The following is an 18796-nucleotide window of genomic DNA, read 5'->3' as shown; positions in this document are numbered from 1 at the left end:
GTCAGTCCTTCGGGTTCCGGCCGATGAAGAACTCGGCGTCGTCTCCGGGGGCGGGCTCGATGCCCGAGGCGAGCAGCGCCGAACGGGCCTGGCGCATCTGGGCATCGCTGATCCGCGGGGCGGGAGGGCGGACCGGTCCTCCGTTGAATCCGGTGAGCCAGCCCTGGTACTTCCAGACGAGCCGGTTGATCAGGTTCGATCCGGCCATGTACTCCGCGGTGAGCGAGATGTTCGCTTGACGGGCCGGGTGGATCTGCCAGTAGATCTCCATGCCCTCGTCGACCTTGCCGGTACGCAGGAGTTCGAAGTACTCGGCGACCTTGGGACCGGCGTACTCGTAATTGGCGGTGCCGAGGAACTGCATCCCGAATGCCGACGTCCAGGCCGGCGCGTTCTGCTCGAACGGATCGCTGACAACGACCTCGTCACGGAATCGTGTGAAGACCTCACCGATGCCGCCGACGCCGGGCAGGCCGATCTCGTTCTTGATCGCGACGACGTTCGGCACCTCGTCCACCAGCCGTCGCATCAGCCGCGGCGAGAATCCGCTCGGGTGCAGGCGGGCGAAGTTCCAGTGGTGGATGGTGAACAGCATGATCCCGAGGTTGGTCGCGTCCGCGATCGCCTTGGTGAACGCGAACACCTCGTCCTCCGTCTGAGGGTAGAACGTGGCGGGATAGGACGGCATGATCATGTCGACGCCGGCCTTCTCGGCGTAACGGACCATGTCGGTGATCGCGTCCAGGGTCGGGAAGGACGTGTGCAGCATGGTCCGCAGGCCGACGTTGCGTCCCTCATCGACTGCGATGTCGATGACCCGTCGGAACTCCTCCAGGGTCGTCCCTGTCTCAGGGACAAGCAGCGTGCCCCAGTAGCCGTACTCCTTTGACAGCCGCACGTCGTGGCGGATCGCCGCCTCGTTGATGTCGGCCAGACTGCTGGTCATTGTCGGCAGCAGACACCCGCAGATGCCCACCATGTCCTGCCGGGCCCAGGCCCGGGCGTCGCCTCGTTCATACGTTGCCACGACTCTCCTCGATTATGCATCGAACCATTTCGGGGGTGCACTCAGTCGAGCAGTGAACTTCTGGGGAAGTCAAGGGTGGCGGAAGCGTTAAATCCGAACAAAGCAGTGTGACCTGCACCACCCTGGCGGAAGCATGGTCGATTATGCATACTGGCCGGAGGGCCTGACTGTGCGGTCGAGGTGCCGCCAAGCCGCGTTCGCACCACATACCGCAACGAGCCGCCTTACGGGCGGTGCTGCCGACCGCGACGGCACCGCCCGGCCGCCGAGCCCCTGAGACAGGCTCCACCCGATATTTGCTCGATCCGAGCAATGCAAGGAGACCGACCTCCCATGCCCGATCTCGAGTACGAAGTCACCGATCAGGTGGCCACCATCCGTCTCAACCGACCGGCACAACGCAACGCGTTCACCTTGCCCATGGTCGACGAGTGGGCCGAACGGCTCGCTGAAGCCCAGAGGGACCACAGGGTCCACGTCATCGTGGTCACAGGCACCGGCGAGGGCTTCTGCTCGGGAATCGACCTGTCCTGGCTCGACGACACCGAGCAGAGCCCACTGGAGCGCAAGCAGACCCTCACCGACCACATCCATCGGGTTCCGCTCGCCCTCGAAACCATCGACAAGCCCGTCATCGCTGCCGTCAATGGGGCTGCCGTCGGCGCCGGGCTCGACATGGCGCTCATGTGTGACCTGCGCCTGGCGTCCACGACCGCACGGATGGCGATGTCCTACGTCAAGGTCGGCCTGGTCCCGGGAGACGGCGGATGCTGGCTGCTCCCTCGCCTGATCGGGCTGCCGCGCGCGCTGGAGCTGCTGTGGACCGGCGACACGATCACCGCCGAACACGCCGAGCGGCTGGGCATGGTCAACAGTGTTCACCCCCCGGAAAACTTGCTCGACGCAACCTATGAACTGGCCGCCCGACTGGCTGCAGGGCCACAGATCGCCCTGCGCATGATCAAGCGCACCACCTACCAGTCGCAGCGCATCGACTTCCGTACGAGCCTGGACCTCGTTTCGTCGCACATGGGAATCGTGCGCAGCACCGCCGATTCAGTGGAGGCGTATCGCAGCTTCGTCGAGAAGCGCTCACCGAAGTTCACGGGCCGATGACCGCGTTCTCCGGACTGCGAATCGCAGACTTCTCACGAATCCTGGCAGGCCCTTTCGCGACGATGCTGCTCGCCGACTTCGGCACCGAGGTCATCAAAATCGAGCGGCCAGGCGGAGGCGACGACACCCGATCGTGGGGACCGCCCTACGCGTCCGACGGCTCGGCCACCTACTTCCTCTCCGTCAACCGCAACAAGCACAGCGTGGTCCTCGACCTGGCCTCAGCCCAGGGGCGACGGCAGGCCCAGGACCTGGCAGTCGAGGCCGGCATCGTGGTGGAGAACTTCCGCCCGGGAGTGATGGACCGCCTTGGCCTGGGTTACGAAGACCTCGTTGCGCTCCGTCCCGACCTGATCTACTGCTCCATCAGCGCCTTCGGATCGGGAGCCGGAGCCCGGCTGCCCGGCTACGACTTGATCGTTCAGGCGGCAGGCGGCCTGATGAGCATCACCGGGCCCCGGGACGGCGAGCCGCAGAAGGTCGGTGTTGCGGTCGTCGACGTCATCACCGGCCTTTTCGCTGCTCTCGGTATCGCAGCCGCAGTACGGCACCGGGAGCAGACGGGCGAGGGGCAGAGGATCGAGGTCGACCTGCTCAGCTGTGCCCTGTCCGCTCTCACCAATCAGGCGGCCGGCTACACCGCCGGTGGTGTGGTGCCCACACGGCTCGGCAACGAGCATCCGTCGATCGCACCGTACGAGACGCTGCCCACCGGCGACGGTGAGTTGGCTGTCGCGGTGGGCAACGACAAGCAGTTCCGCTCCATGTGCGAGGTTCTGCAGTCGCCGGGAATGGCCGACGACCCCCGCTTCGCCACGAACCCCGCCCGCGTAGCACATCGGGCAGCACTGCGCGAGGAACTGGCCGCTCGCCTGTCGCTCGGCCCGACGGCCGAATGGGTCGACCGGCTCAGTCGCGCGGGGGTACCGGCCGGGCCGGTCAACGACCTCGCCGCGGCGTTCGACTTCGCGCGGTCGCTGGGGCTTGAACCGACCGTCGACATCGGGGGCACCACACTGCCCCGCAACCCCCTTCGGATGGAGAAGACGCCTGCGAGTTATCGCCTGCCCCCGCCGCGCCTTGCCGGAAGCGACGATCCGTGTCCCCCATCGACGACGGAAGCGGACGGCCAGCACAGGGCAACGGGGAAAAACCCATGACCAGGACAGCAGACACCATCCAGAGGGTGGGGATCGTCGGCGCCGGCTTGATGGGCGCGGGCATCGCGGAGGTCTGTGCCCGCGCCGGCCTGGACGTGCGCGTCCACGAGAGCGACAGGTCAACCGCCCGCGCAGGCCGTGACCGTATCGCTCGGTCCCTCGCCCGTGCTGAGAAGGCAGGGAAGCTCAGTGCCGAGGAACGCGAGCAGGCGTACGCGCGAATCGGTGTCGACACCGACATCGACCAACTCGGCCCGTGCGACCTCGTAGTGGAAGCGGTCAGTGAGAACGCGGACGCGAAGGTGAGGGTCTTCCGCCAGCTCGATGAGGTGGTCACCCGGCCGGACGCGTTGCTGGCGAGCAACACCTCCTCCATACCGATCACGAAGATCGCCATGGCGACACGCCGAGCCGACCGCGTGATCGGGCTGCACTTCTTCAATCCCGTGCCGGTGCTCCGTCTGGTCGAGGTCGTGCCCTCCCTGCTCACGTCGCAGGACACGATTGCCAGAGGGCGAGCCTTCGTGACCGACACGCTCGGCAAGACCGTCATCACGTCGCAGGACCGAGCGGGCTTCGTCGTCAACTCGCTGCTGGTTCCGTACATCCTCGCAGCCATCAGGATGCTCGACTCGGGGGTTGCGAGCGCGGAAGACATCGACAGCGGGATGATGCTCGGCTGCGCGCATCCCATGGGGCCTCTCCGCCTCGCAGACCTCATCGGCCTCGACACGGTGAAGGCCATAGCCGAGGCCATGCATGCGGAGTTTGCAGAGCCGCTCTACTCCCCGGCACCCCTGCTCCTACGGATGGTCGAGGCAGGCCTAGTCGGCAAGAAGGCCGACCGGGGCTTCTACGACTACCGGCCCTAAGTGCCCCCGTGGCGCAGCCCATTGCATCAGCGTCACGCGATCGAACCCTGAAGCAGACCGACGAAAGGGATAAATCATGGAAAAGGCGCGTCAACTGGACGTAATCGCGGCACGGGCAGTGACGCCCGGCCGGGTCACCGCGAGCCCTTTCGGCCCGGCCGACGAGATCGGGATGCTCAACCTCATGACCGACGAGTCGCGGGCAGCGGCGTGGACAGCCGCCGACCCGACGTCGATCTACGATCTCTCCGTCGACTACCACGTGGGTATGCCCTCCTGGGCCGGTCTCGGGGATCCGACCTACCAGATCTGGATGTCCCACACCCCGGTCGGCAGCGTCAATGAGGACGTCCTCAACCTGGGGGAGGAACAGAACCGCCACGTCACCTACTCCGGTGACTGCATCGCGATGTACACGCACACCGGCACCCACCTCGACGCGCTCAACCACTTCGGACTGGACGGCGAGGTCTGGAACAACGTCCGAGCCGACCGTGATCTCGGCAGCCGCCATTGGCTGAAGAACGGAGCCGACCGGCACCCGCCGGTGATCGCCCGTGGCGTCCTGCTGGACGTCGCGGCGGCCGCGGGCGTGGACGTGCTGCCCGACTCCCACCGCATTACCGCTGAGGAACTCCAGGAGGTCATGGATCGGCAGGGCTCGCATATCCAGGTCGGGGACGTTGTCCTCATCCGGACGGGGCGTATGCATCTGTGGCACGACGGTTCCCGTTACCTGCACAATGAGGCCGGCCTCGACCGCGGCGCGGCCGAACTTCTTGCCGAGGCAGGGGCGATGATCATCGGTGCGGACAACGTGGCGCTGGAAGTGATGCCCAGTGTCGATCCGACGAACTGGCATCCGGTGCACACCTACCTGCTTGGTGAGTGCGGCATCCCCATCATGGAGAATGTGTATTTGGAAGACATCGCTGCGGCACAGCTCTGGGAGTTCGTCCTCGTGGGGGCGGGCCTCCGGCTGCGTGGTGCGACCGCATCGCCCATGCGTCCTCTGGCCTTTCCCCTCCTGCGTGACGCGACCATCGCTGGAAACGAGTAGCCATATGTCCGCCAACGCTGGACACCCGCCCCTGAAAGGTGAAACGTGACCGACGCAGCCCGCACACGGCCGACCGTCGCCGAGCAGGTTGCCAAGATCCTGCGGGACGAGATACAGCATGGTCAGCTCGCTCCAGGGTCACCACTGCGACAGAACGAGATCGCTGCCCGACTAAGAGTAAGCAGCACTCCCGTGCGCGAGGCCTTCCAGATCCTTGAGCGCTCCGGCCTCGTCGTCCGGGAAGGACGGCGGGGCGTGCAAGTCTTCCGCCCCTCCGTGTCCGATCTGGTCAACGGCTACGAAGTGCGCATCGCATTGGAGTCAATGGCCGCAGGGCTCGCGGCCGAGCGCTTGACCAATGCCGCCCATGAGCACCTTGCTGCGACGGTCGCGCGCATGCACCAGGAACCTGTACCTCCAGATGAGTACCTGCGTCTCAACGCCGATTTCCATGCACAAATCGCTCGGGGATCGGGAAATCCGCGTCTGGAGGAACTCGTCATCACCGAGCAGGCAGCCGTGGCGACCTACATCTCATTCCTGGGCGTTGACCCATCCAGTGCGCATGAAGCCCAAGAGGAGCACGAAGCTGTTCTGTATGCCATCGCCCGTGGAGACTCCGCTGGTGCCGTTGAGGCCATGCGCCTGCACCTCCAGAAACGGGTGAATGCTCTCCGTATTCGCCTCAGCGGCGCCGCCGAAAATGACCAGGAAGTTGTTACGCCGGCGGCCCGTTGACCGGAGGTAGGGCCGAATTCCGCGCTCACAGGCGCAGGTACTTTGCGGTGGCGTTTTCACCGACAGCTACGGTCCTGGGCTGGCCGCCGGGCCGCCTGTTTGGTGCGCGATGGGCAGACCGCAGCTGACGTCTCGGTGTCCTGGACGCCGGTGCGCGGGGAATGGCGAGTCCCCGCCCCCGCCTGGAGTGCATGGACCTCGCCGCCGACCCGTACTCGTTCCACGAGTACGGCTACCGACGCTTCGTACAGAAGATCAAGGACGCCGTCGATCCGAACGGCATCCTCGCTCACGGGCGGCATGGCATCTGGCCGGCCCAGTACCGCGGTGGCCGCATGACCTTCCACCGCACTTTCTCCACGGCTGCTGAACCCGAGCGATCCGCTCTCCAGGTGGCACCGCCGGTGCCCCGATCACGAATCATCACCTCACGCAAAGAAGGATGGTGCCGCCGATGGCCGATCCAGTCCATGACACAGCCCTGCGCGTCGACGCGCTGGGAGTGAGTTTCCGGGGGGTGCAAGCCCTCCGCGATGTCTCCTTCTCGATCCCGGCCGGCGGTGTCTCGGCGGTGATCGGCCCCAACGGGGCGGGAAAGACCACGCTGTTCAACTGCGTCAGTGGTGTCGTCCGGCACACCGGCACCGTCGAACTCGAAGGACGCGACCTGAGCCGGCTGCACGCCGACCGCCGCGCCGCGCTGGGCATCGCGCGCACCTTCCAGACACCGCTGCTCGTGCCCGACCTCTCCGCGCTCGACAATGTCCTCCTCGGTGCCCACTCCAGGATGAAGGGCGGGCTGACGCAAGCGATCCTGCGGCTGCCCTCGATTGTACGGGCCGAGCGGACGATGCGCGGACGGGCGTCCGAACTGCTGGAGCGCCTCGGACTGCCCGCCGCAGGCATCAGGCCCGCAGGTAGCCTCCCGCACGGTGACCGCCGCAGGGTCGAGGTGGCGAGGGCGCTGATCGGCGAACCCCGGCTGCTGCTCCTCGACGAACCGGCAGCCGGTCTCGGTGCGGACGAGGCCGCCGACCTGCTGAGCGACGTCGAAGCGTTCGCGGCGGAAATCGGGATGACCTGCGTGCTCGTCGAGCACGACGTGGGGCTCGTGATGCGGGTCTCACGCCACGTCGTTGTCCTCGACGCGGGGCAGCTCCTGGTTGCCGGATCCCCGTCCGACGTTGCCGCCGACGAGCAGGTGATCGCCGCCTACCTCGGCGACGACTGGTCGGAGGTGACGGTATGACAGCCGTACTGCTCGAAACCCGTGGCCTCGTTGCGAGGTACGGCTCCGTGGAGGTGCTGCACGGGATCGACATCACCGTGTCGCAAGGGGAGACCGTGGTACTCCTCGGCCCGAACGGGGCCGGCAAGACGACCATGCTCCGAGCGATCTCCCGAACGGTGCCGACCCACGGCGCCATCGAGTTCGGCGCCGCGGACATCACCGGCCTGAGCGCCGCGCGCACCGCCCGCGCGGGCATCGGGCACGTGCCCGACGGGCGGGGCACGTTCGTCGACCTCACCGTGGAGGAGAACCTCCGCCTCGGCGCGCTGGCCCGCCCGCGCGACCGACGAGCGCTCACCCGACAGGACCTCGACCTGGTCTATGACACCTTCCCCGTTCTCGCCGAAATGCGGCCTCGCGCCGCCGGCCTGCTCTCCGGCGGACAACAGCAGATGCTCGCGATCGGCCGCGCGCTGATGGCCAGGCCCCGGCTGCTGCTCATCGACGAGCCGTCGCTGGGCCTCGCCCCCCTGCTCACCCGCCAGCTGTTCGACGTACTGACCCGGATCAAGGAGGAGTGGATGACGTCGCTGCTGATCGCCGAACAGAACGCCCGGCTCTCCCTGGAGATCGCCGAACGCGTGATCGTCCTGACCGGAGGGCGGGTTGCCGCCGCCGGGCGGGCCGAGGAGTTCCGCGACGGCGGCCTGATCAGGCGCGCATACCTGGGCGGCAGCACTGAGGGTGGCGCGGAAGCGATCGGAGTCAAGCAATGACAGAACTGCTCCAACAGATGGTGGACGGGCTCAGCTCGGGACTGGTCTACGGCATCCTCGCGCTCGCGCTCAGCGTCGTCTTCCAGGGCACCGGCATGCTCAACTTCGCCCAAGGCGAGATGGCGACCCTCTCCGCCTACCTTACGCTCGTACTCCTCACTGCGGGCCTGTCCTTCTGGACGGCGGTGCCCCTGATCGTCGTCCTGTCCGCGGCAGGTGGAGCGCTCGTCGAGCGGGTGCTGGTCCGGCGCGTCGAGGGCGCGGGCGAGCTCCCGCTGCTCACCCTCAGCGTCGCCCTGCTGCTCGGTCTCAACGCCCTGATGACGATCATCTGGAGCACCAACCCGCGGACCTTCCCGAGCCCTTTCGGCAAGGGACTGATCGAGTTCGCGGGACTGCGGATGACAGCCCAGCAGCTGGGCTCGCTCCTCACCCTGCTCGCCGTCATGGCCGCCACCTCGCTCCTGTTCAACCGGACCAGCGTGGGCCTGCGGCTGCGCGCCGTTGCGCAGAACCCCGCCTCCGCCACCGTGCTCGGCCAGCACCAGGGGCTCTGGCTCATGATCGGCTGGGCCGTCGCCGCGGGCGTCGGCGCCTTCGCGGCCGTCGTCGCGGCCCCGGTCCTCACCCTCACACCGGGGATGATGACCTTCCCGCTGCTCCTGGCCCTGGCCGCTGGCACGCTTGGCGGCCTGTCGAGCCGCGTGGGCGCGGTCGTCGGCGGTGTACTCATCGGCATCTCCAACGGACTGGCCGGCCGGTACGTGCCCGGCCTCGATGGCGACCTCGCGGTCGTCGCCCCCTTCTTGCTGACCGCCGTCGTCGTGACGCTGCGGCCGGCCGGGATCTTCGGCAGGACGAGGACGGTACGGGTATGAACACGCTGCGCCGCTACGCCGTCCCCACAGGCTGGAGTGCCGCCCTCCTGACCGGACTCGTCGTCCCCTTCGTCGTGTCCGACTACGACCTCCTCGATCTCACCCGCGTCCTCACGATCGCCATGGCCGTAGCCGGACTCAACCTCCTGCTCGGTCACTCCGGCCAGATCAGCGTCGGCCACGGCGCCGTGTTCGGCCTCGGCGGATACGCGGCCTTCATCGCCGTGGCCGCATACGACTGGCCGTGGGCGGCCGCCGTGCTCCTCGCCGGTGTCCTGTGCCTGGTGTTCGGTCTCCTGATCGGCGTCCTCGCCCTGAAGATGGGCGGCGCCAATCTTGGACTGCTCACCATCGCCGTGGCCGCCGTCTTCCCCCTCGTCCTCATCCGACTGAAGTCCCTGACGGGGGGGACCTTCGGCCTCTCGCTCGCGCACTCCGGCATCGAGCCGCCCGCCGGACTCGGCCTCACCGCGGCGCAGTTCGGGTTCCTCGTCTGCCTGCTCATCCTCGCCCTGACGCTGCTCGCCCTACACAACCTGGTGACCGGACGGACCGGCAGGTCGCTGGCCGCCGTTCGCACCAGCCCCCTGCTCGCGGCGGCCAACGGCGTGAACGTCAACCGGACGAAGCTCATGGCCTTCGCCGTCAGCTCGGCCGCTGCCGGAATCGGTGGCGCGCTCTACGCGCTCGTCACGGCGATCGCCGTGCCGGACAGCTATCAGATCACGCTGTCCATCACCCTGCTCGCGGCCAGTGTCGTCGGCGGCAGCCGGACCTGGGCCGGCGCGGTCGCCGGCGCAGCGATCGTCGTTTACCTGCCCACACTCGCCGAGAACGTCGCCGGCGGCGAGACCGCGGGCAACTGGGCCCAACTCGTCTACGCCTGCGGTCTCGTCCTCGCCCTGGTCCTCGCGCCGGCCGGCCTCATCGGCGGCCTCACGGGCCTCGTCCGCCGGATCTCGCGCACCCACTGAGTGTCCCCACCTTCGATACGAATGGAAGTTCAATGAGGAACTGCCGAACGAGAGTGATCGCCTTCGTCGCCGTGGCCGCGGCCACCGCCTCGGCCTGCTCCGGCCGCTCGGCCGGTACGGAATCCGACACCGGCGACATCGTGATACGCGCCAGCTACCCCCTCAGCGGCGCTCTGTCCTCCGCGGGCGTCTCGGCCGATGGTGCCGCCGCGTACTTCAAAGCCGTGAACGCGGCGGGCGGCATCAACGGTCGGAAGATCGATTTCAAGGTGGAGGACGATGCTTTCGACCCCTCCCGGCTGGTCTCCAACAACACCCAGTTCGTCAAGCGCGACCACGCCACCATCGTCGTCAACTTCGGCGGTATCGCGGTCGCGGCCCGGCCACAGCTCAACGCGGCTGGCGTGGCCCAGATCGTGCAGGGCGGCGAAACCGTACTGAGCGACATCAAGAAGTTCCCCGAAACCCGAGCCTTCGTCCCAGACATCTCCTGGGAGGGCGAGCTCCAGGGCCGCTACATCGCGGAGAAGACCCCGAAGGCCGTCGTCGGCTTCATGGGCTTCAACAACGAGTTCGCCGACAGCCAGCTCGCGGGGCTGGCCAAGGCGGGCGCCCACCCGGTCAAGTCCCTCAGACTCCCGCCCGGCCAGGGCGACGTCGCCTCACAGGTGACGGAGCTCAAGGCGGCCAAGGTCGACACGCTGGTCGTCACCCTCAGTCCGCCCACTCTGGGCGCGCTGCTCACCTACATGGGCCAGATCCACTACAAGCCCAAGATCTTCATCGGCAGCGCCTACGCGGACTTCGCCAGCACCGTGAATCCCGCCGGCACCGCCAACGTCAAGGGCGCCCTGTCCTACCAGTGGTTCAAGGACCCCCAAAACCCGGCGGTGCACGACGACAAGGCGCTGGTGAAGTACCGCGCCGACATGGCGAAGTACGCGCCCAAGGCGGACGCGAACCAGTCGTTCGCGCTGACCGGCTACGGGCTGGCCGCTGCGATCGTTTCCGCCCTCAAGGAGACCAAAGACGTCACCAGCGGCAACTTCCTCTCTGCCTGGGACTCCCTGTCCAAGACAGCGAACCCGCTCCTGATCAACGGAGCGACGCTCACCAGCGAATCGGACGGCCGACTCGTGCACGAGTATCAGCTGCATGAATTCGACGGCACGAGCTGGGTGCCGCGCGGTGACATCATCAACGTCTCAAAGACCGGCATCACCGGCTGAGGCGACCAGTGCGACCGGGGCGCGATTCAGAGCCCGATCCGCCCCGGTGGGCCCGGCTGACAACGATAGTTGAGCGGTGCGGAGATGCCCGCGAGCCCGGCGGGTGGTGACGCAGCGTGTCCGTAGGCGCTGGTGGTCGGCGTTGCGGAAGCCGAACGCGTTGCGAGCGACGAGCTTGATCACACGGTTGACACCCTCGCTCTTGGTGTTGCTGTGACCGGTGTTGATGAACGCTTCGATCTCGGGCCACCAGCGGCCGGCGGTGGTGGCGAGCTGGCGGACTTCGGGGATGCCGGAGTCCGCGCAGCAGGTGAGAAACCTCCAGCGAGCCTGACCGATTTGGTAACGGTCGGCGCCGGTGCGGGCGCACGCGAGGAGGTTGCGGAGGTTCCCCTCGGCGAACCAAGCCGTCAGCAGTGTCTGTCCGATCTTTCCCTTGTCTAGCAGAGCGTTCCACAGCGTGGCGAACTGCTCGTTGGTGAGGCCCTCGCGGTTGCGTAGCAGGCGCCGCCTGGCTTTCCACTCCCGGTCACTGGCACGTCCGCGCCAGCCGCGGGTCTCTGCTGCATTGGATCTGCACCCAGAAGCAGACGTGGAACCCAGTCGGCAACGGCCTGGGCTTCCCGACCGACGATCCCCATGCGAGTGACACCAGGGCCTTAGCCTGAATCCACCGGCTTGGATTGAAAAGGATCTTCTAACGGTTTTCTGAGCTGGTGCCGGGTCGGTGCTCGGTTTGGGGCAGGTGGTATCTGCTGGTCTGCCCAGCTTTTCCACGGGTTCGGTTCCGGTCGGGCCTTGAGGGCGGGGTGGACAGGGGTGTCAGATCAGTCCCGGTGGGCCGTGCGTGATGGCGAACATATGCGTCCAGGCTTGCTGCCAGGGCCAGTTGTGGGGCAGGTGCAGGGTGATGCGCCGTGCTGAGCGGGCGATCCGGGCCGGGACGTGGACCAGGTGGGCCCGGAGTGTGGCGGTGGTCGCCTTGGCGTGGAAGGCCGAGGTGTGTGCTCCGACGGCCCGCAGCAGGTTGTAGGCCATCGCCCACAAGATGAGCCAGGCCGAGTTGGCGTGGAAGTGCCCGGAGGGCAGGTGGGCCAGAGCTCCGGCTTTGCTGTCCGCGATGACCTGTTCCACCACCGCGTGGTGGCGGTGTTCTCGTTCGGCCTGGAGTGTCCCGGCGGGGTTGTCGGTGAAGAAGGGGTGGTAGCGCCAGACGGGAAACAGCTCGCCCTGTTCTCCCACGACGGCGGGTTTGGCCAGGTCACGGACCCGGCGCACGATCAGCCGGGCCGTGACGCGCTCACTCTTGTTGCGGCTGGCGAACGCGGTGTATGCGGGTATCTCGGCGACCTCGGCGTCCGAGATGAGATCACCGGTGTCTGGATCTTCCACCGCGTTCGGGTAACTGATCTTCTGCCATGCCTGGTTGGGGATGCTGAGGACGGCCCGTTTGATGGACGGGTTCATGCCGGTGGTGATGGAGAAGCGGGCTCCGGCCCGGCGGCAGGCTGCGATCACACCGGCGTTGTAGAACTGTGAGTCCGCCCGCAGGATCCGCATGCCGGTGCAGCCCGCCTCGGCGGCGGTGGCCAGGGCCTCGCTCACGAATTTCGGGGCGCCTCGGGAGTCTGCTGCCTTGCCGCGTCGCATCCGGACCGCGGCGATCACCGGCCGGGAGTGCGGGGTGCAGATCGTGGCGAGCAACGGGTGCAGAGTGCGGATGCCCTTGAACCGGCCGTACTCCGCGCCCTGCTTGGCCCGCCCGTAAACCCGTTTATGAGTGGAGTCGACGTCGATGAACGCCGTCACACCGGCGCCCGGCAGCAGTGGCGTGTGTGCGGCCAGCGCGCCGAGGAACCTGCGGTGCACGGCGTGGAGTTGGAGAGCATGACCGTGGGTGAACGCGCGCAGGAACGTGCCCAGCGTGGACGGGGCCCGGATACCGTCGAACACGGCCGGCATCGCACCGTGCCGCAGCAGGCGAAGGTCGTCGATGCTGTCCGCGCCCGCGGCCATACCGCCCACGATGCTGGTGACCTTGGCGTCCGCCGCCGCACCCGCGCCGTTGCCCGCCCCGGGCAGCTTCACCTTCTCGGCCACCAGGCGCGAAAGACCGCACCGCTCGGCCAGCCGCATCACCGGGACCAGCCCCGCATACGCGATCAGATTCCGGTCATCGAACGCAGCGGAGACCGCCGCCGGGGTGTGAGAAACTTTCATCTACGAGGTGCCTTGCTGATAGCGCGTGATGGTGGTGTGGTAACTCCCATCTTCGCAGGTCAGCAGGCACCTCTCTTCATTTCTCTATCCACAGGACCCGGGACAGCCGGTGGATTCAGGCTTAGCCTTGGGCTAGTACTGCAACCGCATCTGCCGTGACAGGTGGCGGAGTGGCTCGTTGTTCCGTCTGTGCGATGAATCGTTGACGGTTGAGCAGGTCGAGTCGTGGTCCGAGGGGATAGCCGGGTTCCATGCCCGGTTCGCCCATCGTTTCGGCAGGTCGGAGCCCCGCGAGCGGGCGTCGGACTACCTGAACGGGTTGCTCGCGCCGCTTGAGAAGAAGAACGGGTGGACGCTGTCGGAGCAGGTCGGGCAGTTGCGCCCCGACGGCGTCCAGCGGCTGCTCAACCACTCCGACTGGGACGAGAACGCGGTCCGCGACGATGTGCGGGACTTCGTCGTGGAGACCATCGGTGCCAAGGACGCGGTGCTGATCGGTGACGACACCGGCTTCCTGAAGAAGGGCACCAAGTCCGCCGGCGTCCAGCGTCAGTACACCGGCACGGCCGGCCGCACGGAGAACAGCCAGATCGGAACATTCCTGGCCTACGCCTCCGCCAGGGGGCGGGCGTTGATCGACCGCGAGCTCTACATCCCTGTCTCCTGGACGGATGACCGTGACCGCTGCCGCGCGGCCGGGATCGACGACGGAGTTCCCTTCGCGACCAAGAACGAGCACTTCAAGTGGATGCTGCAACGCGCCATCGACGCGGGTGTCCCGTTCGCGTGGGTCACCGCTGACGAGGCATACGGGCAGGTCAAGCACCTGCGCGTGTGGCTGGAGGAACGTCGGGTCGCGCACGTGCTGGCCACGAAGGTCAACGACACCGTGATCACCGCGCGCGGAGCGGACGCGCGGGTGGACCAGCTGGTCGCCGTGCTGCCCCGCCAGCGGTGGAAACGGATCTCCGGCGGGGCCGGCGCGCACGGTGAGCGGATCTACGACTGGGCGCGTGTCGCGATCCGCCCGTACTGGGAGAACGGCTTCGGGCACTGGGTACTGGCCCGACGCAGCGTCAGCGACCCGAGCGAGATCGCCTACTACGTCTGCTACGGCCCGGTCGCCTCCCGACTGAAAGACCTGGTCAAAGTGGCTGCCGCGAGGTGGGCCGTGGAGGAGTGCTTCCAGACCGCGAAGGGAGAGTGCGGTCTGGACCACTACCAGGTACGGCTCTACCGGGCCTGGTACCGCCACATCACCCTGGCCATGGCCGCCCTCGCCTACCTGACCGCCATCCGCGCCGCAGAAGCCACAAAAGGGGCACTCTCGACGACGAGCAAGACCTCATACCCCTCAGCGTCCCGGAGATCCGCCGGTTGATGGGCCACATCGCCGTCACACGCCACTGCCACACCAACGAACACCATCTGCACTGGTCACGCTTCCGACGACGCAGCCAGGCCCGAGCCCGCCGCTCCCACTACAAACGCCGAGGCCACATTCTCCAGATGCGGTTGCAGTACTAGTGCAGCGCCGCACTGATCCTGCGGGGGTCAGGTGGCCTTGAGTGGGGTGCCGTCGTAGGTCCATCGGAAGGGGCGGGCTTCCTTGTCGTAGGCGAGGGTGAACTCGCGGATCTGGTCGATGAGGTCCTGGCGTGAGGTGAACTCGCCTCGTCGCAGCAGTCGGCGGGCCAGGATCGAGAAGAAGATCTCGACCTGGTTCAACCATGAGGCGTGCTTGGGCGTGTGGTGGACGGTGAACCTCGGGTGGGCCGCGAGCCAGGCCCGCGTGGCCTTCGAGACGTGTGACGATCCGTTGTCGAGGACCAGATGGATCGCCAGGGCAGGGTCGATACTCCCGTCCAGCAGTCGCAGGAACCGGATGAAGGTGACGGAGTCGTTGCGGGCGATGTCCTCGACCAAGACCTGTCCGCTGTGCACGTCCAGGGCCGCGACGATGGACGCGGTGCCGTGGCGTCGGTACTCGAACTCGCGGCGCTCGGCATGGCCGGGCCGTACGGGCCTGGTGGGGTGGCGACGCGAGCGGGCCTGCATGGCGGTCTTCTCGTCCACGCTGAGCACGACCGACCCGGGCGGGCGATGCAGGTAGAGGGCGCACACCTCGGCGGCCTTGACGTGGAAGTCCGGGTCGTCGGGGCGGGTGAGCCAGCCGCGGACGAGGTGGGGTTTGAGGTCCAGGTCGGCCAGGATCCGCCCGACCTGGGAGGCGGAGATCTCGTGGGCAGCAAGGGACTTGGCGATCGACTTGTGGGTCCATTGACTGTCGGGGGCCGGTTTGGCGGAGGTGACCGTGGCGACGATCGCAAGGTGCACCTCGGGCCCGTACCGACGCGGGCGGCCCGGCCTCCTGCGGTCGTCCAGAGCGGCCATGCCCTCGTGGTGGAACCGCTTGCGCCAGCGTCGCACGGTGGCGATGTGTAACCGGTGGCTGCGAGCGATGGCCGCGTTGGAGACACCGTCGGCGGCGGCCAGGGCGACCTCGGCTCGCTGGATGCGCCGCAGCGGCGCGGTGCGCGAGCGGGCCAACTGCTCCAGAACCGCGCGCTGGCTCTTGTCCCAGACCACCGTGAACGGGCTGTGCGCTGGCATGACCCCACCCCTGGATTCGACGAGCGGCGGTCATTGTCGCGCGGACGAACGGGGTCAGCGGCGGACGGCCTCGCGGGAAGGGGGCCGGTGGCAGGATGACGGCCATGGCGAATACCAGGCGCGCGAAGCCGATCTCCCGCTCCCGGACGGCACCCGGAAAGGTCGTCCACAAGATCAAGGTCACCCTGCGTGGCTCCCGGCCCCCGGTCTGGCGCCGCCTGGAAGTGCCGTCGGGCACCACGCTGCAGCAGCTTCACCACCTCATCCAGGCGGCCTTCGGCTGGGAGGGCTACCACATGTGGGCCTTCGAGACCCCGCAGGACCGCTATGGAGTCGCCGACCGTGAGTTGGGGATCCGCAGCGCGGCATCCAAGCGACTTGACCAGGTCGCCCCGAGCGTCGGCGACAAGCTCAGCTACACCTACGACTTCGGCGACGACTGGGAGCACGACATCCTCGTCGAGGCCATCACCGACGCCGAAGCGGGTACCCCCTACCCACGCTGCCTCACCGGCCGCCGTGCCTGCCCGCCCGAGGACTGCGGCGGGATGTGGGGATACGAGTACCTCATCGAGATCCTCGCCGACCCCGGCCACGAAGAACACGACGAACGGCTCGAATGGCTCGGCCTCGACACCGCAGACCAGTTCGACCCCGCCGCCTTCGACCTGGCAGAGGTCAACAGCGCACTGTCCGGCTTCGCAGCCATCCTGATCGAGAACTGACGCTCCACCATGCAGCATCGATCGCCCCAGCCACCACGGCAGGGGCGATCCTGACCCTCGCAGGATCAGTGCGGCGCTGCACTAGGCCTGGTCGATCGTGCCCGCGACTTCATCACCGGCCGCGGCGAATGAAGGCACCACGCGCAAACCAGACCGGTCCCGGCCGCGAAACAGTCTCCGCGTGGTTGAAGGGCGACGAGGTATCCCCGGTAGGCGGCCGCGGGGAAACTTGCCGGCGCCTTCAGATTTCGTGATCGCCTTCGCAGCTCAGGTGCCGTTCCTCCTCCCGCCAACAGGCTTGGGTTCGGTAGGAGGGTGTGGCGGCGGGGGAACAGGGTCCGGTGGAGAGGGCATTGGGCCTGGTACCGGGTCCGGCGGGCTCGGCACAGGGCCAGGCGACGGAGGGACGGGCTCGGGGTGCGGGCCGGGTGGTCCCGGCGGTGGTGTTGTCACAAGGCCTCCTCGATTGGCGCACAGCCCAGAATTGGTCAGGCGGCGGATAGTGCTTCGAGGAGGTCGCCGACGGCCGGATCGGGCAGTGCCCGGGCGACATCGGCCTGGGCGACCATTCCGACCAACACGTGTCCGTCGATGACCGGCAGTCGACGCACCTTGTGTTCACTCATCGTGCGGAGAATCTCCGACGCATCGTCGTCCGCGCCGATCGTGACGGCCTCACCCTGCGCCAGCTCGCCCGCCTTGATCTCAGCGGGGTCCTTGTCCGCCGCAAGCACCTTGATCACGATGTCACGGTCGGTGAGTACGCCCTTGAGACGTTCGTCCGCTCCGCAGATAGGCAGAGCACCCACGCCCAGTTCGGCCATCTTGTGGGCGGCCAGGAGCGCGGATTCGTTCGCGCCGATGCACTCGGCGTCCGGCGTCATGATGTCGCGCGCCGTAGTCATCACACACTTCCTTTCCGATGGATTTCGGTTCGGACACTGGTGTGGTCTTCCCGCGGTCAGGTGGTGAGCAGGCGGTTGAAGAACGAGCGGTAGCGCTGAAGTGCTATGCGGAGATCCTCGGTGAGGACCTCCTCGCCCCGGCCCCACTGGCTTTCGAGCCCTTCCTTGCGGGATGCGAACGACCCGGCCAGCGTCTGCATGACCTCGGCGACCAACGCGTCGGCCGCACGGACGGCTTCCTGCGGATCGTCGACGAAAGCTGTCTGGACGGCCTGCCATTTGGACTGGAAGGCCTCGGCTTCCTCGGGACCGAGAAGCGGCTCGTTCGCCTGGGTGTCTTCCGGCGCCGATCCATGCGGTGCGCCTGCCGCCGGCTCCTGGGACGCCGCGTCCGCAGTGGCACCCTCGGCGGACGGGGGAGCGTCATCCGCCGCTGCCGGCGCCGTCCCACGATCTGCGTCCTGGTCCTCCCGGGGCCGGGCAAGATCCTCGGTGCTCAGGCCCATGTCGCCCGCTTCACTGTGTTCGCGCTGCATGCTTGTCCACCTCGTCCGAATCAATTTCGGCGGGCTCTTCATCCGCGGCCCGCCGGCATACGCGGGGTCCGGGTCAAGCGCGTTGCTGTCCCGGCCTGTCGCCGTTGGTGAGCAGGTCGTCGAAGAGCGCGCGGTAGTGCACCATCGCCCCCCGCAGTTCCTCGGTGGTCGTCTGCCGGCCGCCGGCTCGTGCATTGACTTCGTGGGCGGCGCGATAATGCTCCAGCGTGCGCCCGTGCTCGACCGACAGGTCCTTCACCTGCTGCTCGTACCCCTCGGTCGGGTAACCACGTTCCTTCATGAGCCGGGTCACCAGCTGGTCCGCCTCACCGACCGCCTCTTGCGGACGGTCCACGAAGTGCTCCTGCACGCTGTTCCAGTCCTGCGCGTACTGCTGACGGGCAGTCGAGGCCAGCGGCTTCAGATCGAGGTCGTCATGCCGTTCCTCGCGGGCGCGCAGATCACGTTCTGCCGCCCTGTGACCACCCTCGGCTTCCACCGCGCGCTCGTACTCGGCGCCGAAACGGTCCCTCAGGTGACGGCGACGAACTGCCGTCCACAAGCCGATCGCGAGGACAATGACGACGACCGCGACAATGATCGCAATGACAATTCCTGACGACATCGCACGCCTCCCTTGATGTCGCTGCTCAGATCCCTGTCATCCGGCCCCAGGCGCGCGGCAGCCCGGGAGGCGATTCCCGCGCCCCGCACGCCTTGCCGGGCCGCCGCATGC

20 protein-coding genes are annotated in these 18796 nt (G+C 67.4%); 13 read left to right on the top strand and 7 right to left on the bottom strand.

Annotation, left to right across the window (positions count from 1 at the left end):
* Position 1: 1 nt before the first annotated feature.
* Positions 2-1027: a dihydrodipicolinate synthase family protein gene (locus OG395_RS54950; RefSeq protein ID WP_326793514.1), complete on the bottom strand. Its 1026-nt coding sequence runs from the start codon at positions 1025-1027 to the stop codon at positions 2-4.
* Positions 1028-1360: 333 nt separating this feature from the next.
* On the opposite strand from OG395_RS54950, the gene OG395_RS54945 reads away from it, so the two are divergent.
* From OG395_RS54945 to OG395_RS54895, 11 genes are all read left to right on the top strand, one after another.
* Positions 1361-2143: an enoyl-CoA hydratase/isomerase family protein gene (locus OG395_RS54945; RefSeq protein ID WP_326793515.1), complete on the top strand. Its 783-nt coding sequence runs from the start codon at positions 1361-1363 to the stop codon at positions 2141-2143.
* Positions 2140-3303 (top strand): CaiB/BaiF CoA transferase family protein, encoded by a 1164-nt coding sequence (locus OG395_RS54940; protein ID WP_326793516.1) that lies wholly within the window; start codon positions 2140-2142, stop codon positions 3301-3303. The genes OG395_RS54945 and OG395_RS54940 overlap by 4 nt, the downstream gene beginning before the upstream one ends.
* Entirely contained in the window at positions 3300-4175 is an 876-nt protein-coding gene (locus OG395_RS54935) for a 3-hydroxybutyryl-CoA dehydrogenase (RefSeq protein ID WP_326793517.1), read from the top strand. The genes OG395_RS54940 and OG395_RS54935 overlap by 4 nt, the downstream gene beginning before the upstream one ends.
* A gap of 76 nt (positions 4176-4251) precedes the next feature.
* Positions 4252-5235, top strand: a complete 984-nt coding sequence (locus OG395_RS54930; RefSeq protein WP_326793518.1) for a cyclase family protein — start codon at positions 4252-4254, stop codon at positions 5233-5235.
* 45 nt (positions 5236-5280) lie between these two features.
* The gene (locus OG395_RS54925) at positions 5281-5973 is read left to right on the top strand and encodes a GntR family transcriptional regulator (RefSeq protein ID WP_326793519.1); all 693 of its coding nucleotides are present in this window, start codon (positions 5281-5283) and stop codon (positions 5971-5973) included.
* Between the two features lie 161 nt (positions 5974-6134).
* Complete coding sequence (locus OG395_RS54920) at positions 6135-6479, top strand: hypothetical protein (RefSeq protein ID WP_326793520.1); 345 nt, start codon at positions 6135-6137, stop codon at positions 6477-6479.
* Positions 6428-7222: an ABC transporter ATP-binding protein gene (locus OG395_RS54915; protein WP_326793521.1), complete on the top strand. Its 795-nt coding sequence runs from the start codon at positions 6428-6430 to the stop codon at positions 7220-7222. The genes OG395_RS54920 and OG395_RS54915 overlap by 52 nt, the downstream gene beginning before the upstream one ends.
* Entirely contained in the window at positions 7219-7980 is a 762-nt protein-coding gene (locus tag OG395_RS54910) for an ABC transporter ATP-binding protein (RefSeq protein WP_326793522.1), read from the top strand. Before OG395_RS54915 ends, OG395_RS54910 begins: the two co-directional genes overlap by 4 nt.
* A complete protein-coding gene (locus OG395_RS54905) occupies positions 7977-8858 on the top strand; it encodes a branched-chain amino acid ABC transporter permease (RefSeq protein WP_326793523.1) in 882 nt (293 codons plus the stop codon). The genes OG395_RS54910 and OG395_RS54905 overlap by 4 nt, the downstream gene beginning before the upstream one ends.
* A complete protein-coding gene (locus tag OG395_RS54900; protein WP_326793524.1) occupies positions 8855-9832 on the top strand; it encodes a branched-chain amino acid ABC transporter permease in 978 nt (325 codons plus the stop codon). The genes OG395_RS54905 and OG395_RS54900 overlap by 4 nt, the downstream gene beginning before the upstream one ends.
* A 53-nt stretch (positions 9833-9885) precedes the next feature.
* Positions 9886-11061, top strand: coding sequence for an ABC transporter substrate-binding protein (locus OG395_RS54895; protein WP_326793525.1), 1176 nt, complete (start codon positions 9886-9888; stop codon positions 11059-11061).
* On the opposite strand, the gene OG395_RS58940 is transcribed toward OG395_RS54895, so the two are convergent.
* Positions 11038-11838, bottom strand: a complete 801-nt coding sequence (locus OG395_RS58940; RefSeq protein WP_442818487.1) for a transposase — start codon at positions 11836-11838, stop codon at positions 11038-11040. The two genes, OG395_RS54895 and OG395_RS58940, sit on opposite strands and share 24 nt — an antisense overlap.
* 45 nt (positions 11839-11883) lie before the next feature.
* The gene (locus tag OG395_RS54885) at positions 11884-13281 is read right to left on the bottom strand and encodes an IS1380 family transposase (RefSeq protein WP_327241114.1); all 1398 of its coding nucleotides are present in this window, start codon (positions 13279-13281) and stop codon (positions 11884-11886) included.
* Positions 13282-13483: 202 nt separating this feature from the next.
* Here OG395_RS54885 and OG395_RS54880 point away from each other — a divergent pair, with 202 nt between their 5' ends.
* Entirely contained in the window at positions 13484-14662 is a 1179-nt protein-coding gene (locus tag OG395_RS54880; protein ID WP_442818717.1) for an IS701 family transposase, read from the top strand.
* Positions 14663-14835: 173 nt separating this feature from the next.
* Here the strand turns inward: OG395_RS54880 and OG395_RS54875 are convergent, their stop codons facing one another.
* Positions 14836-15894 carry an IS630 family transposase gene (locus tag OG395_RS54875; protein WP_327241115.1) on the bottom strand — a complete coding sequence of 353 codons (1059 nt, stop codon included), beginning with the start codon at positions 15892-15894 and terminating at the stop codon, positions 14836-14838.
* Between the two features lie 104 nt (positions 15895-15998).
* On the opposite strand from OG395_RS54875, the gene OG395_RS54870 reads away from it, so the two are divergent.
* Positions 15999-16619 (top strand): plasmid pRiA4b ORF-3 family protein, encoded by a 621-nt coding sequence (locus OG395_RS54870; protein ID WP_327241116.1) that lies wholly within the window; start codon positions 15999-16001, stop codon positions 16617-16619.
* Positions 16620-17107: 488 nt separating this feature from the next.
* On the opposite strand, the gene OG395_RS54865 is transcribed toward OG395_RS54870, so the two are convergent.
* The 3 genes from OG395_RS54865 to OG395_RS54855 all read right to left on the bottom strand — a co-directional run bounded on the left by OG395_RS54865 (position 17108) and on the right by OG395_RS54855 (position 18685).
* Positions 17108-17524 carry a CBS domain-containing protein gene (locus tag OG395_RS54865; protein WP_327241117.1) on the bottom strand — a complete coding sequence of 139 codons (417 nt, stop codon included), beginning with the start codon at positions 17522-17524 and terminating at the stop codon, positions 17108-17110.
* A 56-nt stretch (positions 17525-17580) separates the two neighbouring features.
* Complete coding sequence (locus OG395_RS54860; protein ID WP_327241118.1) at positions 17581-18060, bottom strand: hypothetical protein; 480 nt, start codon at positions 18058-18060, stop codon at positions 17581-17583.
* A gap of 73 nt (positions 18061-18133) precedes the next feature.
* A complete protein-coding gene (locus OG395_RS54855) occupies positions 18134-18685 on the bottom strand; it encodes a hypothetical protein (RefSeq protein ID WP_327241119.1) in 552 nt (183 codons plus the stop codon).
* Positions 18686-18796: the final 111 nt, after the last annotated feature.

Source organism: Streptomyces sp. NBC_01320 (assembly GCF_035974375.1).
GTDB lineage: Bacteria > Actinomycetota > Actinomycetes > Streptomycetales > Streptomycetaceae > Streptomyces > Streptomyces yanii.
The sequence above is the reverse complement of the archived record's forward strand: the minus strand, read 5'-3'. Positions and strand labels throughout refer to the sequence as shown.

Coding starts and splice junctions, on each gene's coding strand:
- OG395_RS54945 (WP_326793515.1), top strand. CDS start 1,361: ATGCCCGATCTCGAGTACGAAGTCACCGATCAGGTGGCCACCATCCGT.
- OG395_RS54940 (WP_326793516.1), top strand. CDS start 2,140: ATGACCGCGTTCTCCGGACTGCGAATCGCAGACTTCTCACGAATCCTG.
- OG395_RS54935 (WP_326793517.1), top strand. CDS start 3,300: ATGACCAGGACAGCAGACACCATCCAGAGGGTGGGGATCGTCGGCGCC.
- OG395_RS54930 (WP_326793518.1), top strand. CDS start 4,252: ATGGAAAAGGCGCGTCAACTGGACGTAATCGCGGCACGGGCAGTGACG.
- OG395_RS54920 (WP_326793520.1), top strand. CDS start 6,135: ATGGCGAGTCCCCGCCCCCGCCTGGAGTGCATGGACCTCGCCGCCGAC.
- OG395_RS54915 (WP_326793521.1), top strand. CDS start 6,428: ATGGCCGATCCAGTCCATGACACAGCCCTGCGCGTCGACGCGCTGGGA.
- OG395_RS54910 (WP_326793522.1), top strand. CDS start 7,219: ATGACAGCCGTACTGCTCGAAACCCGTGGCCTCGTTGCGAGGTACGGC.
- OG395_RS54905 (WP_326793523.1), top strand. CDS start 7,977: ATGACAGAACTGCTCCAACAGATGGTGGACGGGCTCAGCTCGGGACTG.
- OG395_RS54900 (WP_326793524.1), top strand. CDS start 8,855: ATGAACACGCTGCGCCGCTACGCCGTCCCCACAGGCTGGAGTGCCGCC.
- OG395_RS54885 (WP_327241114.1), bottom strand. CDS start 13,281: ATGAAAGTTTCTCACACCCCGGCGGCGGTCTCCGCTGCGTTCGATGAC.
- OG395_RS54875 (WP_327241115.1), bottom strand. CDS start 15,894: ATGCCAGCGCACAGCCCGTTCACGGTGGTCTGGGACAAGAGCCAGCGC.
- OG395_RS54870 (WP_327241116.1), top strand. CDS start 15,999: ATGGCGAATACCAGGCGCGCGAAGCCGATCTCCCGCTCCCGGACGGCA.
- OG395_RS54865 (WP_327241117.1), bottom strand. CDS start 17,524: ATGACTACGGCGCGCGACATCATGACGCCGGACGCCGAGTGCATCGGC.
- OG395_RS54860 (WP_327241118.1), bottom strand. CDS start 18,060: ATGCAGCGCGAACACAGTGAAGCGGGCGACATGGGCCTGAGCACCGAG.
- OG395_RS54855 (WP_327241119.1), bottom strand. CDS start 18,685: ATGTCGTCAGGAATTGTCATTGCGATCATTGTCGCGGTCGTCGTCATT.